Below are 21,920 nucleotides of genomic sequence, written 5' to 3' on the forward strand. Positions count from 1 at the left end.
CGATATTAATTTTCTTGGTCAAGAATTTGCCCGATCAAGCTGGCACAAGGTCGGCGATCTGCAATGATGTTCCAAGTTTTTCTGACATGATGCTTCATCGATATGGGCGTTTGACTAAAGTGGCGCAGTGTTACCTTGCTTGCCTTGCGGTCCTGCTCGCATTCGGCCCGCCGGTCATGGCAGCCGATAATCGTCTGCACAATTGCGGCGACGATGAGCTCGACGCCCCCAAGCGGATCGTCGTGTGCACCAGCCTGCTGGAGGACAAGGCCGTATCGGTGAATGATCAAGCCCTTGCCCATTTCAACCGAGCGAATGCACTGGACGGCAGCGGCGAATATGACCGCGCCATTGCGGACCTCGACCAGGCGATTGCGCTCGATCCGAATCATATCCTCGCCTTTCGACGGCGCGCCGAGATCTGGATGAAGAAAGGCGACAAGGCTCGCGCCATTGCTGACTATGACCAGGCGATCAGGCTCGATCCAAAGGATGCCTCGATCTACCGCGACCGCGCTGATGTCTGGGCGAGCAAGATGTTCTACAAGCGGGCCATTGCCGAGTACGATCAGGCGATCAGCCTCGATCCGAAAAACGCCGTCGGCTACAACAATCGCGGTCTGCTATGGTCGTACATCGATGATGCGGACCGGGCCTTAGCCGACCTTAGCCAGGCGATCACCCTCAATCCCCATTATGCCGAAGCCGTCACCAATCGGGGTCGGGTCTGGTCGTACAAAGGCGAGTATGATCTTGCGCTGGCGGACTACGATTACGCGATCGCCATCAATCCAGGCTATGTGCAAGCCTACGACAGCAGGGGCCTCGTCTGGGCATCCAGGCATAAATACGATGAAGCCATATCAGATTACAATCTCGCGATCGCAATAGATGCCGGCTATGCTGGCGCCTACAGGAACCGTGCCGCGGCCTGGAGCGATAAAGGCAAATACGACACCGCCATCGCGGACTATGATCAAGCGATCTTCCTCAATCCTGAAGATGCCGCCGCCTATCTCGGGCGCTGTTACGTGTGGCTGTACATGGCAAAAAACAATCGCGCGATCAATGATTGCACTCAGGCGTTGCACTATGCGCCGAACTATCCCAGCGCCTACGAAGCGCTGGGTATCGCCAGTATGTACAAGACAGACTATGTCGAGGCCTTCGCCAACTTCAACGAGGCTGTTCGTCGAAACCCAAAATTCGCGGGTTTCTATCAAAGTCGCGGCATTGCCGGATTCTACTTTGGTCCGGCCGCCAAGGCACAGGCCGATCTGGAGAAGTCCGCCCAAATGCAGCCCCAGGATGCGTATTCCGCAATCTGGGTGGACCTTGCCCGGCGCCGCAACGGGCAGTCGAGCATCCTGCGCGTGGCAAAGCTCGACATGACGAAATGGCCGGCGCCGCTGGTCCGCATGCTGCTAGGTGACCAGGCGCCTGAAGTGACACTGAAGGCGGCTGATGATCCGGATGCAACCATCAGGAACGAGCAGGTCTGCGAGGCCAATTTCTACACAGCGGAATTCCAGCGGCTGCAGCATCGTGACGACGAGACGTTGCCGCTCTATCGGCTCGTGCTAAGCGATTGCCCAAAGCATTTCATCGAATACCTCGCTGCGATCAACGCGCTACGCTCCATGGGCAAAGCGCCGTAGAGCGCGACTTCACACCAGCGCCTCCGCCAGCAGTTTTGCCTGTGGCGTCAGATCCTCGAAGCGGCGGGCAGAGGTTGAGCTGGCGTGTTGCCCAGTCGTCGGTCAACCGTAGGCTGCGCAGCGTGCGGGCGGAGCGGCGCGCGGCACTTTCGGGCACGATGGCGATGCCGGCGCCCTGGGCGACCAGCCGGCAGACATTGTCGAGGCCGGGCACGCGGATGCGGAAGTGCAGATGGCCGCCAAGGCGGGCGGCCTGACGGGTGATGTGCTCCTGCAAGGGATGGCCGGCGCTCAGGCCGACAAAGGCTTCGCCGAGCAGGTCGCCGAGGTTGGCCGTATTGCCTTCGAGGTCGGGCCAGTCTCGCGCGGCGATCACCATGAGCCTGTCGATGAAGAACGGCTTCTGCTCCAGGTGCGAAAGGCCGGCCCAGGTCGCGGCGATGCCGAGATCGGCGGCACCGCTTGCCACCGCCTCTGCGATCTCGTGGCTGGGGCGCTCGTCGAGGTCGATGTCGATGCCGGGATGCGCGACGAGGAAGGCCGGCAGCATGTCGCGCAGCAGCGCGCTGGTGGCGGCCGTGTTGGCCATCAGCCGCACGCGGGCGCGCAAGCCCGTGGCATAGGCGCCGAGGTCGCCGGCCATCGCCTCGATCTGGTTCTGCACCGCCCGCGCATGGTGCAGCAGCGCCTGCCCGGCGGCCGTCGGCACCACGCCGCGCCGCCGCCGCTCTAAAAGCGGCGCGCCGAGGCTTTCCTCCATGCCCTTGATGCGGGCGCTGGCGGAGGCGAGCGCCAGCCCCGCAAGTTCGGCACCATGGGTGATGCTGCCGCGCTCGGCGACCAGCAGGAACAGCCGGAGATCGGTAAGATCGAAGCGCATCTTTCTTCTCCTGCAGGGTTTCAGCCTTCGGCGCAGGCGAAGGCTGATGGCGTAACTTCCACATTGTGGGCGGCCGGCATGTCAGTCAAATCTTTTGCGATGGAGATGCGCGATGAGCGAAAAGGCGACAGGCCGGCATGGACCCGGCATACTTGAAAGCGCGGCGATCGTGCTTGCGATCGCGGTGGCCTCGCTTGCCATGGCGCGAGCGGAGCCCGGCCAGCGCGGTTGCGTGGCGATGGCTGCCCCCTGTCCACCATGAAGCAACGCCTGCAAAACCCGCGCCCGACGATGATGCGGCGGACATGCTGTTGCATGACTGATCGAAGCGGCACCCCGAAGGAACGACCGTGCTGAGCGTCGGCGTCATCGCCTGGATCGGCGCGGTCTTCCTTGCCGCGGGCTTCGTCAAGGGTGTCGTCGGCATGGGGCTGCCGACCGTGGCGATGGGGCTGCTGGCGGTAACGATGCCGCCGGCGCAGGCGGCTGCCCTGCTCTTGATCCCGTCGCTGGTCACCAATCTTTGGCAGTTGTTCACCGGCCCATCCTTCGGCGGGCTGTGCAAGCGGTTGTGGACGATGATGGCCGGCGTCGTGCTTGGCACCGTCGCCGGGGCCGGCCTGCTCACCGGCACACACTCTGGCGTTGCCTCGGCCGGGCTCGGTGCGGCGCTGGTGCTTTACGCCATTCTCGGCCTGCTCAAGCTTGGCTTCACCACGCCGGCGCGCCACGAGGCGTTGGTATCACCGCTGGTCGGTGTGGCGACCGGGCTGGTCACCGGCGCCACCGGGGTCTTCGTCATCCCGGCCGTGCCCTATCTGCAATCGCTGCGGCTGGGCCGGGAAGACCTCATCCAAGCGCTCGGCCTGTCCTTCACCGTGTCGACGGCGGCTCTTGCCCTTGGGTTGTTCAAGGCAGGCGCGTTCGCATCGCCGACAATGCAACTGGCGGGATCGGTCCTGGCGCTTGCGCCGGCGCTCGCCGGCATGTTCGCCGGCCAGGCGCTGCGCCAGGCGATGAGCGTCGAGACGTTTCGCACGGTGTTCTTCGCCGGGCTGCTGATGCTGGGCGGGTATCTGGTCTTGGAGGCCGCGCTCTGATCTTCGGCATCCTAAGCGGCCGGTGGGGATTGGCGCGGAGCGTGATCATCAGCGTCATGCAGCGTCCCACGGAGGCTTTGTCGTCATGGTGCGGCGCAACCGGTGGTTCGGATGCTGCGGCGCGTCGAGACGTTCCAGAAAAGCGGCGTAGACATCCGGCTCGACAGCAAAGATGTCGCGGTTGAGCAACGTGTCTTCAGTGGCACGCTGCAACGCTTCAAGCATGAAGTCCTTGCGCATGAATGGGCTCCTTCCCTGCGTTAACAGCATAGCATAGCGACGATGTCACTACGATCTGTCGGTCCGGCCGCCCGATGAAAAGTCGCGCCCTCATTCGGCAATCGACCTGATGACGTTGGCCGGGTTTCCCCCGACAAGCGTGTTCGGGGGAACGTTCCTAGTGACCACGGAACCCGCCGCGACAACCGAGTTTTCGCCCACCGTCACGCCGCCGATGACCGTCGCGCCGGCCGCGATCCAGACATTGCGTTCGATCACGATCGGCTTTGCGGTCGTGAAGGCGCGACGCCGCGACGGTTCGAGGGGATGGCCCGAGGTGATGAGGCTGACATTCGGCCCGATCATGACATCGTCGGCGATGTCGAGCCCGCCAAGATCATAAAAGGTGCAGTTCTGATTGATGAAGACATTGCGCCCGACGCGGATATCGGATCCGCCGGTCGTGTAGAAGGGCGGGATCAGCAGGAAGCTGTCGTCGACCTTCCTGCCAATGAGTTCGCTGAACAGGGTCCGGACTTCAGCCGCGTCGTTGAAGGTCAAGCGGTTGAGGCTTGCGGTGGTCGCCATCGCCCGTTTGACGTCGGCCAGCATGGCGGCCGACTGCGGCATTCCGCTGGGAATTATCCTGGTGCGACCCTCGTCCGCCATTCGTCAATTTTCTCCGGCGCGGTCGAACAATGTTGGCGCACGACAGCCGCGCCGGGATGGTCTCCGGCTGTTATTTGAGCATGATTCCGAAAGTCAGTTCCAGCCCGGAAAAACGCCCTATCGCACCACCAGAACCGGGATTTCCGTGTAGGACAGCACTTCCGCCGTCTGGCTGCCGAGAAGCAGCTTGCCCAGTCCGCGGCGGCCGTGCGAAGCCATGACGATCAGGTCGCAGCCCAGGGCCTGCGACAGTTCCAGGATGGCTTCGGCGGGCCGCTTGTCCTCGACATGCACGACCTCCGCGGAGACGCCGACGGCGTTCGCCGACGCCTTGCACTTGTCGAGCACTTCCTTAGCGTGTCGTCCCGCCTCTTCCTTGTAGGCAGCCAGTTCGTTGCCGGCGGCATAGCCGGCCATGGCACCGCCCAAGGCGAAGATCGGGAATGGTTCCGAGACGGTGACGAAGGTGACAGCAGCGCCGAGGCCCTTGGCCAACGTTAGGCCGTGAGTAACGCCCTTGTCGGCCAGTTCCGATCCGTCCGTGGCGATGAGCAGATGTTTGTACATGACGATCTCGACTTGTTGTGCAAGGGCCCGTGCCCTTGTGGTGGCGGGAGCCTTGTGGAGGCCTGGCCTTGATATAGTTGCGGCCTCGGGCCGATCACAGGGCCGGCCCGCCGCCGATCAAGGCCAGGCGACCACGCAGTTTTGTACCAAGCGGATTCCCCTTTGCCGCATCGTCGCGTAAGGTGCTGGCGACACTGAAAGGCATTCCATGAGCAACGCGTATCCCCAAATCCATCTGGTCCGGCATGGTGAGACGGCATGGAGCCTTTCGGGGCAGCATACCGGTCGCACCGACATGCCGTTGACCCCGGTTGGCGAGGCCGCCGCGCGGGGTGTCGCCGATAGGCTCAAGGGGCTGTCTTTTTCGGCCGTATGGTCGAGCCCGTCGCAGCGCGCCTACAACACCAGCGTACTGGCCGGCTTCGACGCGCAGAGCGTCAAGAAGGACGATCTGCAGGAATGGGACTACGGCGCCTATGAGGGGCTGACGACAAAACAGATCCTGGCCGAGCGCCCCGGCTGGAATGTGTTTCGCGATGGTTGTCCAAAGGGCGAGATGGCGGCCGATGTCGGCGCGCGGGCCGACAGGATTATCGCCGGGCTGCGCGAGGCCAATGCCGGCATATTGGTGTTTTCCAGCGCGCATTTCTTGCGCGTGCTGGCGGCGCGCTGGATTGGCCTGCCGCCCGAAGGCGGCGCGCTGCTTGTGCTCGAAACAGCCAGCATCAGCGTGCTCGGCTACGAGCATGATTTGAGCGAGCCGGTCATCCGGAAATGGAACCAGAAGTAGGGCGGCTTTGGCCAGCGGCGCCGCTTCCGCCCTACCTGTCGAATTTCTTGATCGCTTCGGCGGTCACCGGCGTGAAGAAATTCACCAGATTGCCATCGGGGTCGCGAAACAGCAGCGAGCGATTGCCCCAGGGCATTGTGGTTGGCTTCTGCACAGTAACATTCCTGACGAGGTCCGAGAGCCTGGCGAATTCAGCATCGACGTCGCCGACGCGGAACTCGAGGATGACGGTGTGGTTGTCGGCGGGGCGGGCGATGTCGCCGCCAAACAGCATCAAGGTGCGCGTGCTGCCGATCGCCAGCGTGCAGGCCGGTGTCGCCAGTTCTGCGAAGTCTTCCGTGTAGACCGTCACGGGCATGCCCGTGATCTCGCCGTAGAAGCGCACGAGGCGCTGAACGTCCGAAGTGATGATGCGGACAGAGACGAAATTCATTGCTTTGGCTCCTGATCGTTGAAGCCGTGGCCGGCTCCCATCCGACCTATAGGCCAGGCCTCCTGACAGCTTTCCGTCAGGACGGATTGCTGTGAGCCTGCACCAGCGCACGCGCTGCTCACCCCGTCAGCAGCGCCAGTTCCTCCGGTGTCAAACGCCGTGCCGTGCCCTTGGCGAGGTCGCCGAGCGGCAGGCGGCCGATGGCGATGCGGATGAGGCGCAGGACCTCGACGCCGTGCGCGGCGAGCAGGCGACGGATGTGGCGGTTGCGGCCTTCGTCGAGCACGATCTCCAGCCAGGCGGTGCGGCCGCCGCTGCGCAAAAGTTCGATCGAATTCGTGGTCAGGATCTCGCCGTCGACGCTCACGCCCGCGCGCAACGTCTTCAACATCGCCGCGTCCGGCACCGTGCCGACCTGCACGTGATAGGTTTTCGGCAAATGCGAAGCCGGGTCCACCAGCCGGTTGGCAAATCGGGTGTCGTTGGTCATCAGCAGCAGGCCTTCGCTGGCCTTGTCGAGGCGGCCGACCGGCGAGACGAAGGGCAGGTCGAGCCCTTCGAGGCAGGCATAGACGGTGTCGCGCTGTTGCGGGTCGTCGCGGGTGGTGACCAGCCCGCGCGGCTTGTTGAGCATGAGATAGACCTTGCGCTCGGCAACCACCGGCCTGTCGTCGACGACGATGCGGTCGCGGTCGAGGTCGACCCGCAGGGCTGCATTGCGCACGACCTTGCCGCCGACGCGCACGCGGCCCTCCGCGATCAGCACATCCGCCTGCGTGCGCGAGCACAGGCCGAGCTTCGACAGCGCCCGGTTGAGACTGACGCCGGGCGCCGCCTGCCTGCCGCTCTGCCGTGTCTGCCGTGGTGTCATGCTGCCCGTCTGCGCTGGTGGAGCCGACAGATGCCACGGGCGACGACCGCTTCGCAAGCCGCGCTGCTGCCTTCGCATGCGCCGCACCGCCCGAACGACGATATTGTCGTCGCCGCATCCGCGATAAATTGCAGCGCATGAGTGAGTCTGCCGCACCGATCATCAAGACCGTCGTCATCGCTGCAACGCCTGCCAAGATTTGGCAGGTGCTGACGACGCCCGCGATGATCCCGCAATGGATGTCCGACGAGGAGTTGACCGTCAGCCTGCAAGGACAGGCCGGCGGCGCGATCGTGATGCGCGGATTGCTGCACGGAATGCCGTTCGAGAACCATGGCATCATCCGCGCTTTTGAGCCGGGAAGGAGCTTCGCCTACAGCTACTGGAGCACGTTGTCGGCCCCGCGTCTGGCGGACGTGCCCGAAAACCACACGGTGCTCAGCTTCGATCTGGCGCCGGCGGATGGGGGAACGCTGTTGACGCTGACGCTCAGCGACTTCGCCGAACCGGCGATCCGTCCGCACGCCAATCTCTACTGGGGACCGACCTTGCAGATCCTGAAGGCGGTCTGCGAGCGCGCTTGAGGGCGGGCGTCATCCCCGTGGACGGGTCGTCCGGCCCTTACTCTTTGGGGTGTCGGGCGAGAGCCAGCGCGCGGATGCGGTCGGCGACGGCGCTGTCGACCGGGTTGTAGACGGTCAGGCTCAAATCCGGCCGGCCGTCGACCGCGAAGCCCGAATATTCCAGCTCGATATCGCCGAGTTCCGGATGCTTCAGGCGCTTTGTCCCGTCGCCGTGGCTGAGCACGTCGTTTGCCCGCCACAGGGCGGCAAACTCGGGGCTGGCGCTGCAAAGCTCGTCGACGAGTTCGCGCACCTCGGAGACAGCGCCGGCGCGTGCCGCATCGGCACGAAACGAGCCGACCACGAAACGGGCCAGGTTTTGCCAGTCGTGCTGCTTGGCGCGGATGGCGGGGCGCAGGAACATGAAACGCAGGATGTTGCGCTCGCCCTCGGGCAGGGCGCTGTAGTCGGTCAGCACGACCCGCGCGGCGCGGTTCCAGGCAACGACGTCCCACGTAGCGGTCCTGACTATGGCGGGGCTGGCATCGAGCGTGTCGATGAGGCGCTGCAGCCGTGGGCTGACACCCTCGGCACCGGTGTAGCGGACCTCGGGCGGGCGCCCGAGCCCCAGCATGAAAAGATGTTCGCGCTCCGCCTCGGTCAGCAGTAGCCCCTTGGCGATGCGATTGAGGACATCGGCCGAGGGTGCGCCGCCGCGGCCCTGCTCCAGCCATGTGTACCAGGTCGGGCTGATGTTGGCGCGTTGGGCGACCTCTTCCCGGCGCAGTCCCGGCGTGCGTCGGCGGCCCGAAAAGCCGAAGGAAGCCGGATCGAGCCGCGTGCGCCGGTCTTTGAGGAACGCTGCCAGCGAGCCGGCGGAATTGGAGGGCATCCTGTTAGCCATTATACCATGATAAGATCACTACTTTAATAGAATAATAGACCAGCAATATTACGCAGGCAACTGTGCAGGAGATTTTGCATGCGTATCTTTCTCACCGGCGCGACCGGTTTCATCGGTTCGGCGATCGTTCCCGAACTCATCAAGGCGGGCCACCAGGTGGTCGGCGTGACCCGCTCCGACGCCGGCGCCGAGGCGCTGGTCGCGGCAGGCGCCGAGGTGCATCGGGGCACCCTCGAAGATCCCGAGGGGCTGCGCGACGGCGCGGCGAAGGCGGAGGCTGTGATCCATACGGCGTTCGACCATGATTTCTCGCGGTTTGCCGAGAATTGCGAAAAGGACAAGCGCGTCATCGCCGCTCTCGGCGCCGCCCTGGCCGGCTCCGACCGGCCGCTGGTGATCACCTCCGGCGTCGGCATGGGCAGCCCTGGGCATGGCGAACTGGCGATTGAGGACGTCTTCAATGCCAGCCACCCCAATCCGCGCATAGCCTCCGAGCTGGCCGGCAATGCGCTTCTGGAAAACGGCATCAATCTGTCGGTGGTGCGGCTGCCGCAGGTCCACAATCCGGTCAAGCAAGGGCTTATCTCGCCGCTCATCGAGATCGCGCGTGAAAGGGGCGTCTCGGCCTATGTCGGCGAAGGCCGCAACCGCTTCTCCGCGGGCCATCTCCTCGATGCGGCGCGGCTTTACCGGCTGGCCGTGGAAAAGCGGCAACCGGGAGCACGCTATCACGCGGTCGGCGAGGAAGGCGTCGAGGTGCGGGCCATCGCCGAGGCGCTTGGCCGGGGCCTGAAATTGCCGGTCGTCTCCATCGCGCCGGAAAGAGCGGCGGAGCATTTCGGCTGGATGGCAATGTTCGCGCCGATGGATCTGCCGGCCTCCAGCGCGCTGACACAGGCACGATTGGGCTGGCATCCGACCGGCCCGACGCTGATCGCCGATCTCGACGCCATGCAATACGCCGTTTGACCGGCTGAAGCGTCGGCGCAGAAGCGGGCCGCCAATCCGGGATAGCCGGGTTGGCGGTCATTTCCGTTCAGCGAGCAACGTCAAGCAGGGTGACGGCGTAGCGCAGATGGACGAGCCCATGCGCCAAGGCCTCGCAGCTCATCAGGGACAACTGCATCTTGCCCGCCAGGCCGCTCTCGCCGAACTCGACGAAGGCCTGGTTCGCGGCGCGTCCATCGATCGCGGGCGCCACGAGAAGGCTCAGTTCATCGACGAGCCCGGCCGCAAGGAACGAACCGTTGATGCCGGCGCCGCCCTCAAGCAGCAGCCGGCTTATGCCGAGTTCGCTGCCGAGCACCTCGAGCATCGCCGCGAGATCGATGTCCGCCGCTTCCGACACGATATAGGACACGCCGTCGGCGGCGAGTTCGGCCAAATGGCTGTCGGCGACGTCGCGCCCAAGCAGCACCACGACGTGGTCGCCACCGATGTCGGGTTTGGAAAAGTGAAGCTTGCCCGAGGCATCGAGCGCCACGGCATAACTGCCCGCATCCATTTGCGCGAAATGATAGGGCCGGTCGACCTTGCCGACATTGGCTGGTGGGTGCGCGGCGGCCTTGCTCATCTCGGCCATGGTGACGCGGCCGACGATCCAGGCGTCAGCCGCGAGATCACTGTGGATATGTTCGTAGAGGCTCGACCACTCCGCCCGGGTCCCGTCCGGACTTGTCGTGTAGCGGCTTGGATGAAGGCTGCCGTCGAGTGATGCGAGCATATGGCAGACGATTTGCGGCTTCATACGGGTTCTCCAGATCACAAAAGCTTCGCGAGTCAGTCCAAGGTAGTGCCGGGCAGAGGGAATGGAAGCCAGGCACCTCAGGGAGATGTTGCCCACGCTGCAAACCAAAATCCGACAATTCCGATAAATTGCCCGGCACCTCTGTTATATCGAGGTTGCACAAATGGTTGACCCTGGGTTAGCATCCCCAGGCAGGCGTCGGTGGGAGGCTCTTTTTACAGCGGCGGCCAGCTGGAGCGGCATGCGTTTTCGGGCGCAGGGAGGATGCTCCAACACTTTGAACCGATGCATGATCCTTCCTGAAACCGATCCCGGTTTTCGGGGTCGTGCGTTTTTGTGGAGGAGGATCCCATGAACAGACGTGAATTCCTGCTGTCGTCCGCGGCTTTCGGCGCCATGATGGTCGCCGCGCCCTCGGTGTTTGCGCAGGACAAGCTCACCATCCTTGGCTCGGTGCCCAGTCTCGGCTTTCCGTTCTTCGTGCACATGCTGAACGAGATCAAGGCGGAAGCCGCCACGCAAGGCGTCAATTTGACCGAAAGCGACGGCCAGAACTCGGCCACCAAGCAGACCGCCGACATCGAGGCGGCCTTGGTGCAGAAGGTCAACGCCATTGTCATCTCGCCGCTCGACGTCAACGCGCTGGCGCCGGCCATCGAGGAAGCGGTCAAGGCCGGCGTTCCGGTGGTGACGATCGACCGCCGCGTCGACGGCGTCGAGGGCATCCTCGCCCATGTCGGCGCCGATAACGTCAAGGGCGGCGAGGCGGAAGCCAACGCCGTGGTGGCGGCGTTCCCCAACGGCGCCAAGCTGTTCCATCTGCAGGGCCAGCCCGGCGCCGGTCCGGCGATCGACCGCAACAAGGGCGTGCACAATGTGCTCGATCCCTTGAAGGACAAGTATCAGATCGTCTTCGAGCAGACCGCCAACTTCGCCCGCGCCGAGGCGCTGTCGGTGACCGAGGCCGGCCTTGCCGCCAACGGCAAGCCGGACGCCATCGTCTGCGCCAATGACGACATGGCGCTGGGCGCCATGGAGGCTTGTGCCGCGCGCAACTTCACCGACGTCAAGATCTACGGCTTCGATGCACTGCCGGAAGCGCTGGTCGCGGTGCGTGACGGCAAGCTTGCGGGCACCGTCGAGCAGTTTCCCGGCGAGCAGTCGCGCACCGCGGTGCGCATCGCGGTGGCCTTTGCCAAGGACAAGACCGAGCCGAAGGAGAAGCTGGTGCTGCTGACGCCGATCGTCATAGGCAAGGACAATCTCGACAAGGCGGAGCGGATTGGCGAGACGAAGTAGGGGTTTGGCGGGGATCGGCCGATTGGCAAAGCCGGCGGGACAGCGCCCCCCTCTGTCCGGCAGGACAGAGGGGGCGTTCAAGCGCTGACAGGCGACATCAACTGCATGGAAGGAGCCACCCTTGCCGCCAGCCGCTGAAGCCGCATCGCCCGAACCCGTCCTGCTTGCCGTCGAAGGCATCACCAAGCATTTCTCGGGCGTCACCGCGCTCAGCGACGTGTCGCTCGATATCCGCCCCGGCGAGATCCTCGGCCTGCTCGGCGAAAACGGGGCCGGCAAGTCGACGCTCTTGAAAATCCTCTCGGGCGTCATGCCGCCGTCGGGCGGCCGCATCACTTTCGACGGTGCCGATTATCATCCATCCAGCCCGCAGGATGCCAAGCGGCTCGGCATCGTCACCATCTACCAGGAGCTCAGCCTGATCCCGACGCTGACGGTGGCGGAAAACATCTTTATCGGCCGCGCGCCGACCGGTCCGCTCGGGCTGGTCAGTTGGAGGCGGATGGAGCAGGACTCCCGCACGATCATCGCCCGCGTCGGTCTCTCCATAGACCCGATGACGCCGGTGTCGGCGCTGTCGGTGGCCGAACAGCAACTGGTCGAGATCGCCCGCGCCCTGTCGCTGAAAAGCCGACTGATCATCATGGACGAGCCGACCTCGGCGCTGACCGAGACCGAGGTGCAGCGGTTGCTGTCGATCATGGACCGGCTGCGCAAGGACAAGGTCGCCATCATGTTCGTCACCCACCGGCTGGAGGAAGCCTCCGCCATCTGCGACCGCATGACGGTGCTGCGCGATGGGCGGCTGGCCGGGCATCTCGACCGTGAGGGTGGACCGATCGCCCTGCCCAAAATCATCGAGAAGATGGTTGGCCGCGCGGCGTCCGAGCTCTATGCCCGGCCGGCGCAACGCGCGGTGGCCGGCGATGTCGTGCTGTCGGTGCGCGGCCTGCGCACCGTGCGCGATCCCGAAGCGCCGCACGCCATCGTGCTCGACGGCGTCGACATCGACCTCAAGGCCGGTGAAATCCTCGGCGTTGCCGGGCTTGTCGGCTCGGGCCGCACCGAGCTGGCGCGCGCCATCTTCGGCGCCGACCGTATCGCGGCCGGCACCATCACGCTCGATGGCAAGCCGATCGCCCCGGCATCGCCCGCAGACGCCATTGCGCTCGGCATCGGCCTGCTACCGGAGGATCGCAAGCACCAGGCGATCTTTGCCGCGCTGGGCATCCTGCCGAATTTCTCCATCGCTTCGCTGGGCAGCTTCAGCAACGGTTTCGGCTTTATGGCCGAGCGGCGCGAGCGCGATGCGCTGTCCGGGTTTCGCAAAATGCTGTCGATCCGCATGGCTTCGGCCGAGCAGGCGATCGAAGGCCTGTCGGGCGGCAACCAGCAGAAGGTGATCCTGGCGCGCTGGCTGGCGCGCGATCCGAAAGTGCTGATCGTCGACGAGCCGACGCGCGGCGTCGATGTCGGCGCCAAGACCGAGGTGCACCAGATCCTGGTGCAGCTTGCGGCGCGCGGCATTGCGGTGATGATGATTTCGTCCGAGCTGCCCGAGGTGCTTGCAGTGTCGGACCGCATCGTCACCATGCGCCGGGGCCGCATCACCGGCCAGATGCCGGGCGTCGAGGCAAACGAGGAAAGACTGATGGAACTGATGGCACTCGACCGCAAGGAGACACTATGAGCGTGGCGGGGGAACAGGATCAGCGCGGCGGCATCAACTTCGCGCGGCTTTTGATGAGCTTCGGGCCGCTGCTGTTCCTGGTGGCGCTGATCATCGTCTTCACCGTGCTGAAGCCGAGCTTCATGGACCCGATCAACCTGTTCAACATCACAAGGCAGATCTCGATCACCGGGCTGATCGCGCTCGGCATGACCTTCGTCATCCTCACCGCCGGCATCGACCTGTCGGTCGGTTCGCTGCTCGCCTTCTGCGGTATGGTCGCCGCCGTGGTCGCCAAGGGTGGCTCCGCCAACACGCTGTCGCTGTCGACGAGCGGCACGCAAGGATTCGGCTGGTTCGCAGCACTCTTGGCCGCCGTCGTTGTGGGCGCTGCTGCCGGCGGGGTCCAAGGGCTTGTCATCACCCGGCTGAAAGTGCCGCCCTTCGTCGTTACGCTGGGCGGGCTGACGGTGTTTCGCGGGCTGACGCTGACTATCTCAAACGGCGGCCCGATCTCGGGCTTCGACGCCTCGATGCGCTGGTTCGGCACCGGGCTGATCGGCCCCGTGCCGGTGCCGGCGCTGATCTTCGCCGCGGCCGCCATCCTGTGCCACATCGTGCTGCGCTACACCCGGTATGGCCGCGCCGTCTATGCCGTCGGCGGCAATGCGGAAGCAGCGCGGCTGTCGGGCCTGCGCGTCGACCGTATCCTGGTCTCGGTCTATGTCATCGTCGGCTTCTTCGCCGGGCTTGCCGCTTTCGTGCTGTCGGCCAGGCTGAACTCCTCCGAAGCAGTCGCCGGTATTGGCTACGAGCTGACGGTCATCTCGGCCGTCGTCATCGGCGGCACCTCGCTGTTCGGCGGCATCGGCTCTGTCGGCGGCACGGTGGTCGGCGCGGCGCTCATCGGCGTGCTGCAGAACGGGCTGCAGTTCAACAACGTCTCGTCCTACACGCAAAGCATCGTCATCGGGCTCATCCTGATCCTGGCGGTGGCGTTTGATCGGTGGCTGAAGTCGCGGGTGAGAAGGTGAGGGGACGGTTCTCCCTTCTCCCACAAGGGGAGAAGGGGAGCCCCCTTTCTTACAAAACAGCCGTCCTTTGCTAGAAAGGTTTTGGCGGGTGGCATCGTGAGAGAACCTCATGTTTTCCGATATCATCAGACCGATCACCCTAGGTTTTTCGCTGCTGCGGCGGTTCTGGCTGCAACTCGTGGCACTCGTGCTGGCCGGCGTGCTGGTCGGCGATCTCCTCATGCAGCTCGCGGCGAAGGTGGCGCTGGCCAATCACTTCGCCGGGCGCGGCTGACATAGGCGCGCGCCGGCTGGACCCGCCAGCGCCCGGCATCGATGGCGGCATCGGACGGCAATTGCGGCGGGGCGTGGGCGGGCAGGGCGCCGAACGCGCCCATCAGGCCGGCGACGAACAGGGCGGCGATGGTTCCCGCGCCGGCCGTTACCCAGGTCTGAAATCTTGAACGGGCAGTCTTGAACATTCCAAACTATGCACGTCGAACGATCAGCCACCCCTGTGCAGTCTAGAAAGAAAAAACGACTGATGGAACCCGCAAATGGCTGGTCCAGCCCTCACGCTGCTTCGCGCGCCCACAGAAAATGGCCGTACCGTCGAAAGAAGCGCGCCACGAGCCGCTGATGCTTGGCCCTGATCAGGTCGGGCAAGCGCCGCTCCTGGCGCCAGCGCGGTATGTTGCGCCAGCAGGCTATGAAGCGGGCGGCGTCCTCAATGGCCTCTTCCGCCGAGAGCGCCGGGCCAATCGCGGCCAGGAACAGCGCTTGCGACGGTTTCAACTCGTCGATCACCGCCTTGCGCCTGACGTGATCCTGACGGGCGTGGGCGATGCCGTTGCGGCGGATGGCTTCGAAGGCTTCAAGCAGGGCCAGGCTGTCGCCGGCGTAACCGCAGGAACGGGCAAAATCGGCGGCAAAAGCGTCCATTATCGCTCCCGGGTCTGATGCAGTGGGCAGGTTCGTGTCCGACTCACATTTTTATATATATATGAAAGCATAACTCAAATTACACTAGAAGAAAACTTCTGCGAAAGTTTGAAAACTGCGACTCGACTCCCGGCTCAAAACGCAGGAATATGCGAACAAATCGGGAACAAAAAGGATGGGGAGGGGCGATGGCATTACCGGGCAAGGAGCCGACAATCGCGCATGTCGCCTCGATCTCGGTCGAGTGCGCCGATTGCGGCCGCAACAGGTGGTGGCGACCCGATCAGCTGAAGCGGTTCGGGGTGACGGGGAATACGCCGCTGTCCGCTCTGTCGGGCCGCATCGTCTGTTCGGCCTGCCGCGCCGACGGACTGCCGGGGGCGACGGTTACGATCCAGGCGGCGTTTGTCGACGAGCGCCAGCGCGTGCGCAGCGAAGCGCGGATGCTGAATGAGCGCGAGGTGCCGCTGGAGGGATCACGGCGAGCTTGAGTTTTGTCGAAGGAAGGGTGCCAGCGCTGGTTCTTCCTTCTCGCAGGGGGTAGAAGGAAGAACGCCCCGTCCTCAATACCCCAGCAATTCCTTCAGCGGAATCACGCGCCAGACATGTTTGATGGCGTAGCGGTTGAAGGTCAGCGTCTTCGGCGGGTTGTACTGCTCGACCACCAGCTCGCCCGCCGTGCGCTTGACCAGCTTCTTGATAAAGGCCTTGCCGTTGCGCTCGTTTTCCTCGGGGAAGGTCTCGATCACCACATGGTCGCCCGGTACGGCGTCGCGGCCGCCGCAATAGATCAGGTCGCCGGGCTCATAACGCGGCACCATGGAATCCGAGAGCACGTGCAGGGCGAACACCTTCGGCAGGTTGCGCACCCCCGGCGGGCGCTGGACGTAACCCGCCGGCTCGCCGTTGAAGGTGAAATCGCCATCGTCGCCGCCGACGGCCGCGCCCAGCACCTCGATATCCATCGACCCCGCGGGTAGCGGACCGGTATCGGTGACGATCTCCGCATCGGCGACCGGTCCGGCATCGTCGAGAAACACGACCTGCCCTTGACCCAGCGCCACCGGGTCGACGCGCAGGAAGGCGGCGGTCTTCAGGAGGTTCTCGGTCTTGGGCAGATTGCGGCCGGTTTCCCAATTGCCGACGGCGGCGACATCGGTGTCGTTGTGCTCGGCGATGTGGCGCATGACCAGGCCGCGCTGCTTGCGCGCCTTGCGGATCGCCGCCCCGACCTTGATCGACAGTTCCGTTCTTGCCATGGCGACCATGTGAGTGATGAAAGTGGCTCTCGTCTATGAAAGAATGGCTTGCATAAATTTATGAGTTATGCTTATATACAGGTATGCAAAACCTGTCCACCTTTGATGGCGCAATCGCGCCGGCCCCGTGCGCGGTGTGCCCGGCGGCTGTCGCCCCCCCTTTCATCCCGGCTGTCCTCCTCCCCGGCCAGGATGAAGCCCGAGGCTCGGTGCTTGACTGCACCAGCCCCGGGTCCGGTCCGCCCGTCTCCGGCGACCGGAACGGCCGGAGCCGCCGCTCCCAGCGGCTCCGGCCCCCAATCCGACCGGCATGGCGCCGGCGCTGTTTTTTCGGCTGGCCGCTCCTGCATCCGCACCGAGGACGGCACCGTCATCCTGTTCGACAGGCCAACGGGCAGGGCGGTTTCCGCCCTGGATAGAAACACGGCCGAGGCGCGGCTTCTGCACCTTGCCGGCGGGAAATCTACCCAACCCGGCTGAGGCTGGTCGGCTGACAGCCGGCTCTTGAAAAACAACCTGACTGCCGGGTCGAACCTTGACGCTGCCCGACGGCGTGCGGCCGAACTTTGGATGGAGCTGGATATGGCAAGCTATAGCGACGCGGAATTGCACGAGATCGGCCGCTGGCTGAAGGACGGGCTTTCAGCCTCCAGGATTGCAGTCGCGTTCAGCGCGTTGCGCGGCAGCCCGGTGTCGCGCGACGCCATCATCGGCATCGTGCACCGCAACGCCATGCTGGGCGCGATCGGTTTTGCCAATGGCAAGGGACCGCCGCCGCGAGCCAGACAGGCGGTGGGCAAGCGCGCTGAAAGCAAGCAGGCGACTGGCGCCCCGGGGACTGCGACGCCTGTCGTCGGCAAGATGCATGGCGTGCTTGCCGCCAAGGACATCCCCGCGCGTGAAGTGGCCCGGCCCAGGCGCCATTCGTTCGTGCGCGAGGTGGGCGTGCTGATCGCCGACGGCGTAGCCTATCGCGTGGAGACGCCGGCGCCGCCGCGTACGGCCATCGGCCGGCAGCCGCATGGCGTGGCGATGCGTTTCATCGATTGCCTGTTTTCACGCTGCCGCGCGCCGCTGGATCTGACGGTGGAGGAGGATTCTGAAAACGATGCGCCAAGCAGTCGGCCGGGCGCCGACATGCTGTGCTGCGGCATGCGCACCAGGGCGCTGAAAAGCTATTGCACCTACCATCAGGCGCGGTTTCAGCGCCGCGTATTTGTAGCGGGATGAGCCCGCTCTCCCATTGCTGCGCCAGCCCCCTCATCCGGCCCTTCGGGCCACCTTCTCCCCGCTGGGGAGAAGAGGAGGGCACCGACGGTGCAAGTCTCCCCTCGGGGTCCGAAGGACGGGCGAGACACGTGGCTCGCCCCGGAATGGCCAGCCGAGCGAAGCGGAGGCTGGGTGAGGGGGGCTGCCTCGCACAGAGGTGGAGGATCTGAGATGAATCAAGCCCGAAGCAAAATCGTCAAAACCCTATTTCGGCATCTGCCGGCCCTGCTTGGGCGTGCGGCTCTGCACGCTCCGTGCGTCCATCGCCATGGCCGGGTTGCCTTCGGCGATCAATATGCCGGTCACCCGGGCAAAGCCGGTAAACACTTTCATGGCGTCGGCTTCGGAAATCTGCGCGGCGATCGCCGCGCTGCAGGCGTTCAGCGCACTGCGGTAGACATGGCCGCGTCGCTCAAGCGGCCAACGCTGCAGAAAATCGGCGGCTTCGCTGACGCTGTCGATCTCTTCGATCTCATCTTCCACCCGCACTTTGAGCGGCACTCCGGTTTTCATCGTACCCACGGCGTTCACCTTCGCTTTGCGCGCGGCTCCAACTACCGCATCGATAAACGCGCCCCGCTGGCGGCCGGTTGCATCAATTTTTCGGCCGGCGCGCGATCCTCATGGGCTAGCCACCGCGTTCAGCCAGTCATGGGCGCGGCTTTTGGGCCTGGCCACCAGTATGTTCTGTTGCTTGGCCGCCCTGGTGAAGGCGTCGAACGCAATGCGCTGGCAGCAGATGCCTTCGACGGCGAGCGTAACCAGCCGCGTCGCCTCGAGATAACCAGGTGCTGTCTTGTCGGGCCATTGGTGGCGCAATGCCTCGGCTGCGCCGGCCACCGAACTGACCAGCATGGTTTTGTTATCGCAAAAGCGCACGGTAACCGGCATGAAGGCTGTCATCGGCGAACCTCCCCTTGGCATGGACGCGACATAACGTCGAAAGCTCGCGCCGGTTCCATCAGCCTGGATGCCGGGCGGCAAGGATGCTGGCGCAGCGGCGAGGAGGCGACGACCTCCGATTCAACGAAGGCCAACCGAACGGCGGCTCTCCGCCCTGCCGACCATGTGGGGAGATGCCCAATAGCGCGAAGGATCGCCGCTTTGCCGTTCTCCATCATCCCGAGCCAACCAGGAGCCTCCCATGAGCAAAAGGACCAGACCCGTCAAACCGCAGGCGCCGAAATTGCCGAAGGGCGAGGCCGAGCAGGTGCGCATACGCCGCGAGATCGGCCATGATTTCGCGCTCAGGGATGACGCCTTCGGCCGCAAGCGGCTGGCGGCGGGCACGCTGGAGGCTGCTCGTGTCTACGAGGTGTCGAATGACGGCTACGCCGCCACCGGCGGCATCGTGCGGGTGCGCGCCATCGATGCGCTTGTCGGCATCACCTCGCTGTCGCGCCAGCAGCGCGAGGCAGGTCTGCGCTACCGCGAGGATTTCCGCTGCAGCCAGCAGGCTGATGTCAAGCCGATGCGCTGGACCGAGCGCGTCGACGGCGGCCGCGATGGCGGCGGCATCGCCGACAGTGTGCTCGACGCCGGCAGGGCCTATGCCGCCGCCACAAGAGCGCTAGGCCATTGGGAGGTGGCCGCCGTGGTGCGACAAGTCTGCTGCGCGGACGGTTCCCTCAAGCGCCTGTCCGAGCAGACCGGCGAAGGCCGGAACGTGGTGACGAAGCTGCTGAAGGTGGGGCTGGATTTGTTGGCAGTGCATTACGGGATGATGATGAGGCGGTGAGGTGTGAAATGGATCCGACCGGCGATGCCTGCCGGATCGGTGATCAAGCCCGTTCCACAGATTCGCAATATGTGATGAACAATGCGGACCGGGCGCAGATACCCAGGCGCCTAAAACAGCGCCCGCTCCAATGGCCCCGCCAGTGTCTCGGCAAAGCCCGTCGCCAGATGGTGCCTGTCACGAAACGCCAGCTTGCCTGATATGACGACGTGGCAGGTGGTCGGGCCGCAGAATTGGTTGGTGAGGTCGATGTAGCGGGTGTCGGGCACGCTGGTCACCACGGCGCGCTCGGCGGCGGCGGTGCTGTCGTTGGCGGCTTCGGCTCTTGGCGTGTCGCAGTGCGGCGAGGGTGCCTCGCGCCACCACAGGGTGCGCGCCACGCAGGAGCCGGCGAAGCTGGCGTTGATCGGCGTGTCGCGGATAACAGCCGTCTCGACACCGGCCCGGCTGAAGGCCTGCAAGGTCGAGCGCAGGCCGGCCTGCCAGCGCGCTACTTCAGCGGTGCGTTCGTCCGGTGGCAGGTCGCGGATCAGATTGCCGATGGAAAATTCGGAGATCACCACCAGGCGCGGCTTGTGGCGGATGATCTCTGATATGGCCTGCTCGCGCCAGGCGTCGCATTCGGTGTAGTCGCGCTTCAGCACCGTGTTGAAGGTGGAGAGCCGCGAGGCGCGACACGATGATTTGAGATAGGTGATGATCTTTGTGTCGTTGCGCCTGGCTGCTTCGATCAGCGGCGTCGACCACTGGTCGGCGTGCGAATCGCCGAACAGCACGATGGTGCGGCTGGCATCGGCCGGGCCGAACATGCAGGGTTTCGGCGTCACCGTTTGGAAGTCGGCCAGGCAGTTCTTGTCGACGGCCCGCGCGATGGAAGGTCTTTCGACCGCCTGCTCGATGCCGCGCTGCTCGGGGCCGATGTTGCGCGTGGCCAGATGCGCGTTGGCATAGGCGACCGCCACGCCGGTGCCGGTCAGCATCAGCGCGGGAACCAGCACAAGGCCGGGAAAAGCGCGAAGCGGTTTTGCGCCTGGAATGGCCTTGGGAAAGGCGCGGGCGCCCACCGCCATCCAGGCGCCGCGCCGCGCAGGGTCTTCGATCAAATGATAGGTGAGCACCGACAGGGCGAGCGCCAGCACGCCACAGCCAAGCCGCTGCGGCACGGAAAGCTCCGGCGCCAGCATCCCGGCATAGACGATGACCGGCCAATGCCAGAGATAGAGCGAATAGGAGAGCGTGCCGATCCATTGCAAGGGCGGCAGGGACAAAGCGGTAGCCGGGCCAAGGGCTTGCCAGCCGGTCCGCCTATTGCTCTGCGGCCCGCCGACGCCGCTCAGCAGCACCAGCACGGTGCCCGCCACCGGCAGCAACGCGTACCAGCCGGGGAAGGGCAGGTCCTCGCTCAACAGGAGATAGGCGGTCGCGATCAGCGCCAGGCCGAGCCAGCCAAGTGCTGCCCGCAGCCAGATGCGGTGCTGCAGCAAAGCCATGGGGACCAGCGTCGCCAGGCCGCCGGCGGCGAACTCCCAGGCGCGCAGCGGTGAAAAATAGAAGGCCCAGGCCGGCGCCGCGCTGGTCAGCCACTGGCAGGCGGCGAAGGAGGCAAGGCCGGTAACGCCGATCACGGCTGCGGCCGTTCGCCGGCCCGGCCGCAGCCAGGCGGCCAGCAGAAGCAGCGCCGGCCAGGCCAGATAGAACTGCTCCTCCACCGACAAAGACCAGAAGTGGATGAAGGGATTGCTGGTGGCGTCGGCGGCGAAATAGTCGAACGACCAGCGCAGCAGCCACAGATTGATGGCATAGGCGGAGGCGAACATGGCGCCGCGCGAATAGAGCGCCTGCTCCTGCGGCGCCAGGATGAAGTAGCCGGCGGCCAGCGTAACCACGATGACGAACAAAGCTGCCGGCAGAAGCCGCCGCGCGCGCCTGGCATAGAAGCGCCAAAGGTCGAGCCGGCCGGTCTCGCCGATCTCCTGCATGAGGTGGGTTGTTATCAGCCAGCCCGAGATGACGAAGAAGATGTCGACGCCGGCAAAGCCGCCGGGGAGCGCGGTGAGGCCGAAATGGTAGGCGACGACACCGCCGACGGCGAGCGCGCGCAATCCTTGTATGTCCGGCCGGAACGATGCTGCCACGACGGCTCCTTCGTGCAAGGCCCAGCCCCCGCGCAACGTCGGCCGGGCAGGCTGATATCGCAATGCAACAAATCTATCGCAGTGCAACATAGAGCAATTTTATCGCGGTGCAACATAGCAGGAATGGGAAATGGGCCGGCGCGCCGGCCGGGCTTGATCGTTGCGTGGCTTGATCGTTGCGTGGCGGGCTTGTCC

The 21,920-nt window shown here is 64.7% G+C and carries 26 protein-coding genes; 13 read left to right on the plus strand and 13 right to left on the minus strand.

From position 1 onward, the window contains the following. Nucleotides 1–14 precede the first annotated feature (14 nt). Nucleotides 15–1,658, plus strand: a complete 1,644-nt coding sequence (locus tag AC0L3E_RS04050; RefSeq protein ID WP_473604266.1) for a tetratricopeptide repeat protein — start codon at nt 15–17, stop codon at nt 1,656–1,658. Here the strand turns inward: AC0L3E_RS04050 and AC0L3E_RS04055 are convergent. After that, entirely contained in the window at nt 1,624–2,538 is a 915-nt protein-coding gene (locus tag AC0L3E_RS04055) for a LysR substrate-binding domain-containing protein (protein ID WP_473604267.1), read from the minus strand. The two genes, AC0L3E_RS04050 and AC0L3E_RS04055, sit on opposite strands and share 35 nt — an antisense overlap. 112 nt (nt 2,539–2,650) lie before the next feature. Between AC0L3E_RS04055 and AC0L3E_RS04060 the strand changes: the two genes are divergently transcribed. Continuing rightward, nucleotides 2,651–2,800 carry a hypothetical protein gene (locus AC0L3E_RS04060; protein ID WP_292335393.1) on the plus strand — a complete coding sequence of 50 codons (150 nt, stop codon included), beginning with the start codon at nt 2,651–2,653 and terminating at the stop codon, nt 2,798–2,800. Nucleotides 2,801–2,888: 88 nt separating this feature from the next. After that, entirely contained in the window at nt 2,889–3,638 is a 750-nt protein-coding gene (locus AC0L3E_RS04065; RefSeq protein WP_473604269.1) for a sulfite exporter TauE/SafE family protein, read from the plus strand. Nucleotides 3,639–3,692: 54 nt separating this feature from the next. Here the strand turns inward: AC0L3E_RS04065 and AC0L3E_RS04070 are convergent, their stop codons facing one another. From AC0L3E_RS04070 to AC0L3E_RS04080, 3 genes are all read right to left on the minus strand, one after another. Continuing rightward, entirely contained in the window at nt 3,693–3,878 is a 186-nt protein-coding gene (locus AC0L3E_RS04070) for a type II toxin-antitoxin system TacA family antitoxin (RefSeq protein WP_236382721.1), read from the minus strand. 90 nt (nt 3,879–3,968) lie between these two features. Then, nucleotides 3,969–4,487, minus strand: a complete 519-nt coding sequence (locus AC0L3E_RS04075; RefSeq protein WP_127408821.1) for a sugar O-acetyltransferase — start codon at nt 4,485–4,487, stop codon at nt 3,969–3,971. 156 nt (nt 4,488–4,643) lie between these two features. Continuing rightward, the gene (locus tag AC0L3E_RS04080; protein WP_127267216.1) at nt 4,644–5,093 is read right to left on the minus strand and encodes a universal stress protein; all 450 of its coding nucleotides are present in this window, start codon (nt 5,091–5,093) and stop codon (nt 4,644–4,646) included. Between the two features lie 208 nt (nt 5,094–5,301). Between AC0L3E_RS04080 and AC0L3E_RS04085 the strand changes: the two genes are divergently transcribed. Next, nucleotides 5,302–5,883, plus strand: coding sequence for a histidine phosphatase family protein (locus AC0L3E_RS04085; protein WP_127267215.1), 582 nt, complete (start codon nt 5,302–5,304; stop codon nt 5,881–5,883). Between the two features lie 31 nt (nt 5,884–5,914). Here the strand turns inward: AC0L3E_RS04085 and AC0L3E_RS04090 are convergent, their stop codons facing one another. Then, on the minus strand, nt 5,915–6,316 hold the full coding sequence (locus AC0L3E_RS04090) for a VOC family protein (RefSeq protein ID WP_127267214.1): 402 nt from the start codon (nt 6,314–6,316) through the stop codon (nt 5,915–5,917). A 118-nt stretch (nt 6,317–6,434) separates the two neighbouring features. Further along, a complete protein-coding gene (locus tag AC0L3E_RS04095; protein WP_473604271.1) occupies nt 6,435–7,187 on the minus strand; it encodes a pseudouridine synthase in 753 nt (250 codons plus the stop codon). 137 nt (nt 7,188–7,324) lie between these two features. Between AC0L3E_RS04095 and AC0L3E_RS04100 the strand changes: the two genes are divergently transcribed. Next, entirely contained in the window at nt 7,325–7,771 is a 447-nt protein-coding gene (locus tag AC0L3E_RS04100; protein ID WP_473604272.1) for an SRPBCC family protein, read from the plus strand. A gap of 37 nt (nt 7,772–7,808) precedes the next feature. Here the strand turns inward: AC0L3E_RS04100 and AC0L3E_RS04105 are convergent, their stop codons facing one another. Further along, on the minus strand, nt 7,809–8,642 hold the full coding sequence (locus AC0L3E_RS04105) for a helix-turn-helix transcriptional regulator (RefSeq protein WP_473604273.1): 834 nt from the start codon (nt 8,640–8,642) through the stop codon (nt 7,809–7,811). Nucleotides 8,643–8,732: 90 nt separating this feature from the next. Here AC0L3E_RS04105 and AC0L3E_RS04110 point away from each other — a divergent pair, with 90 nt between their 5' ends. Further along, complete coding sequence (locus AC0L3E_RS04110; protein ID WP_292335399.1) at nt 8,733–9,623, plus strand: SDR family oxidoreductase; 891 nt, start codon at nt 8,733–8,735, stop codon at nt 9,621–9,623. Between the two features lie 67 nt (nt 9,624–9,690). Here the strand turns inward: AC0L3E_RS04110 and AC0L3E_RS04115 are convergent, their stop codons facing one another. Continuing rightward, nucleotides 9,691–10,401 carry a RibD family protein gene (locus AC0L3E_RS04115; RefSeq protein ID WP_473604274.1) on the minus strand — a complete coding sequence of 237 codons (711 nt, stop codon included), beginning with the start codon at nt 10,399–10,401 and terminating at the stop codon, nt 9,691–9,693. Between the two features lie 351 nt (nt 10,402–10,752). Here AC0L3E_RS04115 and AC0L3E_RS04120 point away from each other — a divergent pair, with 351 nt between their 5' ends. From AC0L3E_RS04120 to AC0L3E_RS04135, 4 genes are all read left to right on the plus strand, one after another. Beyond that, nucleotides 10,753–11,700 (plus strand): substrate-binding domain-containing protein, encoded by a 948-nt coding sequence (locus tag AC0L3E_RS04120; RefSeq protein WP_013530574.1) that lies wholly within the window; start codon nt 10,753–10,755, stop codon nt 11,698–11,700. 121 nt (nt 11,701–11,821) lie between these two features. After that, the gene (locus AC0L3E_RS04125; protein ID WP_473604275.1) at nt 11,822–13,390 is read left to right on the plus strand and encodes a sugar ABC transporter ATP-binding protein; all 1,569 of its coding nucleotides are present in this window, start codon (nt 11,822–11,824) and stop codon (nt 13,388–13,390) included. Beyond that, entirely contained in the window at nt 13,387–14,403 is a 1,017-nt protein-coding gene (locus tag AC0L3E_RS04130; RefSeq protein ID WP_027035281.1) for an ABC transporter permease, read from the plus strand. Before AC0L3E_RS04125 ends, AC0L3E_RS04130 begins: the two co-directional genes overlap by 4 nt. A gap of 109 nt (nt 14,404–14,512) precedes the next feature. Continuing rightward, nucleotides 14,513–14,677 carry a hypothetical protein gene (locus AC0L3E_RS04135; RefSeq protein WP_473604276.1) on the plus strand — a complete coding sequence of 55 codons (165 nt, stop codon included), beginning with the start codon at nt 14,513–14,515 and terminating at the stop codon, nt 14,675–14,677. A gap of 278 nt (nt 14,678–14,955) precedes the next feature. Here the strand turns inward: AC0L3E_RS04135 and AC0L3E_RS04140 are convergent, their stop codons facing one another. Beyond that, nucleotides 14,956–15,324, minus strand: coding sequence for a hypothetical protein (locus AC0L3E_RS04140; RefSeq protein WP_473604277.1), 369 nt, complete (start codon nt 15,322–15,324; stop codon nt 14,956–14,958). A gap of 188 nt (nt 15,325–15,512) precedes the next feature. On the opposite strand from AC0L3E_RS04140, the gene AC0L3E_RS04145 reads away from it, so the two are divergent. After that, the gene (locus tag AC0L3E_RS04145; RefSeq protein ID WP_127383501.1) at nt 15,513–15,815 is read left to right on the plus strand and encodes a hypothetical protein; all 303 of its coding nucleotides are present in this window, start codon (nt 15,513–15,515) and stop codon (nt 15,813–15,815) included. A 72-nt stretch (nt 15,816–15,887) separates the two neighbouring features. Here AC0L3E_RS04145 and AC0L3E_RS04150 read toward each other — a convergent pair whose 3' ends face one another. After that, nucleotides 15,888–16,592 carry an XRE family transcriptional regulator gene (locus AC0L3E_RS04150; protein ID WP_127268739.1) on the minus strand — a complete coding sequence of 235 codons (705 nt, stop codon included), beginning with the start codon at nt 16,590–16,592 and terminating at the stop codon, nt 15,888–15,890. A 573-nt stretch (nt 16,593–17,165) separates the two neighbouring features. Between AC0L3E_RS04150 and AC0L3E_RS04155 the strand changes: the two genes are divergently transcribed. Next, nucleotides 17,166–17,813 carry a GcrA cell cycle regulator gene (locus tag AC0L3E_RS04155; RefSeq protein WP_473604278.1) on the plus strand — a complete coding sequence of 216 codons (648 nt, stop codon included), beginning with the start codon at nt 17,166–17,168 and terminating at the stop codon, nt 17,811–17,813. Nucleotides 17,814–18,056: 243 nt separating this feature from the next. On the opposite strand, the gene AC0L3E_RS04160 is transcribed toward AC0L3E_RS04155, so the two are convergent. Together AC0L3E_RS04160 and AC0L3E_RS04165 are read right to left on the minus strand one after the other, a co-directional pair. Next, nucleotides 18,057–18,365, minus strand: a complete 309-nt coding sequence (locus AC0L3E_RS04160; RefSeq protein ID WP_164754123.1) for a DUF982 domain-containing protein — start codon at nt 18,363–18,365, stop codon at nt 18,057–18,059. Between the two features lie 108 nt (nt 18,366–18,473). After that, entirely contained in the window at nt 18,474–18,755 is a 282-nt protein-coding gene (locus tag AC0L3E_RS04165) for a DUF982 domain-containing protein (protein ID WP_127268742.1), read from the minus strand. 241 nt (nt 18,756–18,996) lie between these two features. Between AC0L3E_RS04165 and AC0L3E_RS04170 the strand changes: the two genes are divergently transcribed. After that, complete coding sequence (locus tag AC0L3E_RS04170) at nt 18,997–19,590, plus strand: DUF6456 domain-containing protein (RefSeq protein ID WP_127321050.1); 594 nt, start codon at nt 18,997–18,999, stop codon at nt 19,588–19,590. Nucleotides 19,591–19,700: 110 nt separating this feature from the next. On the opposite strand, the gene AC0L3E_RS04175 is transcribed toward AC0L3E_RS04170, so the two are convergent. Further along, nucleotides 19,701–21,725 (minus strand): acyltransferase family protein, encoded by a 2,025-nt coding sequence (locus tag AC0L3E_RS04175; RefSeq protein ID WP_473604279.1) that lies wholly within the window; start codon nt 21,723–21,725, stop codon nt 19,701–19,703. Nucleotides 21,726–21,920 lie beyond the last annotated feature (195 nt).

The organism is Mesorhizobium sp. WSM4822 (assembly GCF_055811155.1).